The following is a 4,104-nucleotide window of genomic DNA, read 5'->3' as shown; positions in this document are numbered from 1 at the left end:
AACATCACCGCGAACGTGGTGGCGCCCGGCTTCATCGACACGGACATGACCGCCGGCCTCTCCGACGACCGCAAGGCGGAGATCCTCAAGTCCATCCCGGCCGGCCGGATGGCCAGCCCGGACGAGGTCGCGGCCGTTGTCACCTGGCTGGCCTCCGACAGCGCCGGGTACGTCTCCGGTGCCGTCATCCCGGTCGACGGCGGCCTCGGAATGGGCCACTAACCCTTTTGACTACGGAGGAAATCTGCATGTCCGGACTGCTCGCCGGTAAGCGACTGCTCGTCACCGGTGTCATCACCGACGCCTCGATCGCCTTCTCGGTGGCGAAGCTCGCTCAGGAGAACGGCGCGCAGGTCGTGCTCACCGGCTACGGCCGGCTCTCCCTGGTCGAGCGGATCGCGAAGCGGCTGCCCGAGCCGGCGCCGGTGATCGAGGTGGACGTCACCAACACCGAGCACCTGGCCGGCCTCGCCGACCGGGTACGCGAGCACGTCGACGGCCTCGACGGTGTCGTGCACTCGATCGGCTTCGCCCCGCAGAGCTGCCTCGGTGGCGGCTTCCTCGACGCGCCCTGGGAGGACGTGGCGACCGCCCTGCACGTCTCCACCTTCTCGTACAAGTCCCTCGCGATGGCGGCGCTGCCGCTGATGTCGCCCGGTGGCGCGGTGGTCGGCCTGACCTTCGACGCGACGAAGGCGTGGCCGGTCTACGACTGGATGGGCGTGGCCAAGGCCGGCCTGGAGTCGGCGTCCCGCTACCTGGCGCTGCACCTGGGCAAGCAGGGCATCCGCAGCAACCTGGTGGCCGCTGGGCCGCTGCGCACCATCGCCGCGAAGTCGATCCCCGGCTTCGACCAGTTCGAGGAGGCCTGGACCGAGCGGGCCCCGCTGGGCTGGAGCCTCACCGACCAGGAGCCCGCCGCGCGGGCCTGCCTGGCGTTGCTCTCCGACTGGTTCCCGGCCACCACCGGCGAGATCGTCCACGTCGACGGCGGCTACCACGCCATCGGCGCCTGACGCTCTCCGGCGACGCCGCCGAGGTGCGGACGCGTGATCCACGCATCCGGATCAGGGGGCGTCGCCGGGGCGTCCCGGCCGAGGGGCAAGAATGACCCCATGTCGTACGACGCGGTGGTCCTGGTGTCCTTCGGCGGGCCGGAACGGCCCGAGGACGTGATGCCGTTCCTGCAGAACGTGACCCGGGGTCGAGGTGTGCCGCCCGAGCGGCTGGCCGAGGTCGCCGAGCACTACCAGCACTTCGGTGGAGTGTCCCCGATCAACCAGCAGTGTCGGGACCTGCTGGCCGCCGTCCGCGCCGACTTCGCCGCGCACGGTGTCGACCTGCCCATCTACTGGGGCAACCGCAACTGGGACCCGATGCTCGCCGACACCGTGAGCCGGATGCGCGACGACGGGGTGACCCGTGCGCTGGCCTTCGTCACCAGCGCGTACGGCGGCTACTCGTCCTGCCGGCAGTACCAGGAGGACATCGCCGCCGCCCGTGCCGCCGTCGGCCCGGACGCCCCGGTGATCGAGAAGCTGCGCCAGTTCTGGGACCACCCCGGTTTCGTCGAGCCGCACGTCGACGCCGTCCGGGCGGCACTGGGCCAGCTCGACCCGGCAAAGCGGGACACCACCCGACTGGTCTTCACCGCCCACTCCATCCCCAGCTCGATGGCGGCCAACGCCGGCCCGCACGGCGGCCGGTACGAGGCGCAGCTGCACGAGACCGCCCGGCTCGTCGCCGCGGCCGCCGCCCCCGACCTGGAATACGACCTGGTCTGGCAGAGCCGCTCCGGCCCGCCGCAGGTGCCATGGCTGGAACCGGACGTCAACGACCACCTGGCCACCCTCGCGCAGGGCGGCACCACCGGCGTGGTGGTCAGCCCGATCGGGTTCGTCTCCGATCACCTGGAGGTCGTGTGGGACCTGGACACCGAAGCGCTGGAGACGGCGAAGCAGCTCGGCCTGGACTTCGTCCGGGCCGCCACGCCGGGCACCGACCCGCGCTTCGTGACCATGGTGCGTGAGCTGGTCACCGAGCGGACCGATCCGGACGGCGCGCAGCTGCGCCGCCGCCTGGGCGAGCTGCCGATGTGGGACGCCTGCCCCACCGTCTGTTGCGTGCCGACCCGTCGTCCCTGACCTCTGAGGATCATCATGCATGACCGTAAGCCCGTGCAGAGTTGGCTCACCGACATGGACGGCGTGCTGGTGCACGAGGGCCAGCCGGTGCCCGGCGCGCCCGAGTTCATCAACCGGTTGCGCGCCTCCGGCAAGCCGTTCCTGGTGCTGACCAACAACTCGATCTACACCCCGCGCGACCTGACGGCCCGGCTCAGCCGGATGGGGCTGGACGTGCCGGAGGAGTCGATCTGGTCCTCGGCCCTGGCCACCGGCCAGTTCCTCGCCGACCAGCGGCCGGGTGGCACCGCGTACGTCATCGGTGAGGCCGGGCTGACCACAGCCCTGCACGCCGTCGGCTACGTGCTGACCGACTTCGCCCCCGACTACGTGGTGCTCGGCGAGACCCGCACCTACAGCTTCGAGGCGATCACCAAGGCCGTCCGTCTGATCAACGACGGCGCCCGGTTCATCTGCACGAACCCGGATGTGACCGGCCCGTCCGTGGAGGGCGCGCTACCCGCCGCCGGCTCGGTCGCCGCCATGATCTCCAAGGCGACCGGGGTGGAGCCGTACTTCGTCGGCAAGCCCAACCCGATGATGATGCGCTCGGCGCTCAACACCATCAACGCGCACTCGGAGAGCACCGCGATGATCGGTGACCGGATGGACACCGACATCCTGTGTGGTCTGGAGGCCGGGTTGGAGACCATCCTGGTGCTGACCGGGATCAGCAGCCGCACCGAGGCCGAGCGCTACCCGTACCGCCCCTCCCGGATCATCAACTCGGTCGCAGACCTCCTCGACGAGGTCTGACCCCGCTGCGGCCGCGCTGCGCCGCTCCTGGGCCGCGCTGCCGCTCCTGGGCCGCGCTGCCGCTCCTGGGCCGCGCTGCTGTTCGTGGGCCGCGCCGCCCCCATGATCGCGCTGTAACCAGGATGTAGTGGTCACCGGCGGAGCCGGAGGCCACTACATCCATGTTCGAGCACGATCATGAGGGGTATCGCGTCGGTCCCGGGCAGTAACGCGTCGGTCCCCGGGCGGTCCCGGGCGGTAACGCGTCGGTCAGGGGGCGGTCAGGGGCGCAGGGGGGCGTTGCAGGCGGCCACCAGGGCCTGGCGGCAGGCGGCGGTGAGCGGACGCAGCGCGGCGTCGCGCTGCTGCGCCTCATAGTTGTTGATCGCCCCGCCGGGCGCGGAGTGCCCGGCCAGCGCGAGCACCCGGTCGAGCACCGCGGCTCGGGCGAAGAGCCGGCGGGCCCTCGGGTCGAACCCTGGTGGCAGGTCGGTGGTGCCGTCGGGGCGGCGCAGCGCGGCCAGCGCGCCTGCCAGCTCGGGCCGCCACTGGGCGACGTCGAGGCGGGTCAGCGCGGCGGTCGTCTCGGCCAGCGCGGCGGCCAGTTCGGCCTCCGCCTCGGCGGCGCCGGGCAACGAGAGCGACGCGGCGGGCGCGTTGGCCGGCAGCGGGTACACCCGCCACAGCACCGTTTCGAAACAGTCCCCGGAGCCGGAGGTGTGCGAGCGGACCTCCGGGATCAACCCGAGCCCGCCAGCGACCACCGCCTCACCCGCTACCAGCGCCGCGCCGGCGAAGTCGCCGGGGCCGGGCAGACCCCGGGGGTCGCCGGGTGCGGGCAGCACCAGGCGGATCTCGTCGGGGGAGAGCTTGGCCAGGGTGGGCAGCGCGGAACCCAGCGGGACGTCGGTCCAGGTGCCCGGGGCGTCCGCAACGAGATGTTCCTCGTCGCCGGCGATGGCGTCGGCGACCTCGTCGTACGGCACCAACCCGGCGCGCCACGCGCGCACCCAGGCAACGAACCGGCTCGACCGGCGCGGCGCGAGTGTGGCCGCGCCCGTTGCGGGGGTGGACATGCCGAAAGGGTACGTGGTCACGACCGGCCCTGTCTCGACTGCCGCTCCGGCCGCCCTGCGTGCCCCGAACTGCCCCCTTCGCCCGATCCCGCGTGCGGCACGGTCCGGGG

The 4,104-nt window shown here is 72.3% G+C and carries 5 protein-coding genes; 4 read left to right on the top strand and 1 reads right to left on the bottom strand.

Annotated elements, in window-relative coordinates; genetic code table 11:
- The 4 genes from KBX53_RS24720 to KBX53_RS24705 all read left to right on the top strand — a co-directional run.
- Positions 1 to 222 (top strand): SDR family oxidoreductase (locus tag KBX53_RS24720; protein ID WP_210861919.1); only part of this gene is annotated, 222 nt, incomplete at its 5' end.
- A 26-nt stretch (positions 223 to 248) separates the two neighbouring features.
- Positions 249 to 1,016 carry an enoyl-ACP reductase FabI gene (gene fabI, locus KBX53_RS24715; protein WP_030337799.1) on the top strand — a complete coding sequence of 256 codons (768 nt, stop codon included), beginning with the start codon at positions 249 to 251 and terminating at the stop codon, positions 1,014 to 1,016.
- Between the two features lie 99 nt (positions 1,017 to 1,115).
- Positions 1,116 to 2,144 (top strand): ferrochelatase, encoded by a 1,029-nt coding sequence (locus tag KBX53_RS24710; RefSeq protein ID WP_210861917.1) that lies wholly within the window; start codon positions 1,116 to 1,118, stop codon positions 2,142 to 2,144.
- A gap of 15 nt (positions 2,145 to 2,159) precedes the next feature.
- The gene (locus KBX53_RS24705) at positions 2,160 to 2,939 is read left to right on the top strand and encodes an HAD-IIA family hydrolase (RefSeq protein WP_030337797.1); all 780 of its coding nucleotides are present in this window, start codon (positions 2,160 to 2,162) and stop codon (positions 2,937 to 2,939) included.
- A 260-nt stretch (positions 2,940 to 3,199) separates the two neighbouring features.
- Here the strand turns inward: KBX53_RS24705 and KBX53_RS24700 are convergent, their stop codons facing one another.
- Positions 3,200 to 3,994 (bottom strand): hypothetical protein, encoded by a 795-nt coding sequence (locus tag KBX53_RS24700; RefSeq protein WP_030337796.1) that lies wholly within the window; start codon positions 3,992 to 3,994, stop codon positions 3,200 to 3,202.
- Positions 3,995 to 4,104 lie beyond the last annotated feature (110 nt).

This window comes from Micromonospora sp. M51 (genome assembly GCF_018070305.1).
Taxonomy (GTDB): domain Bacteria; phylum Actinomycetota; class Actinomycetes; order Mycobacteriales; family Micromonosporaceae; genus Micromonospora; species Micromonospora parva.
The sequence above is the reverse complement of the archived record's forward strand: the minus strand, read 5'-3'. Positions and strand labels throughout refer to the sequence as shown.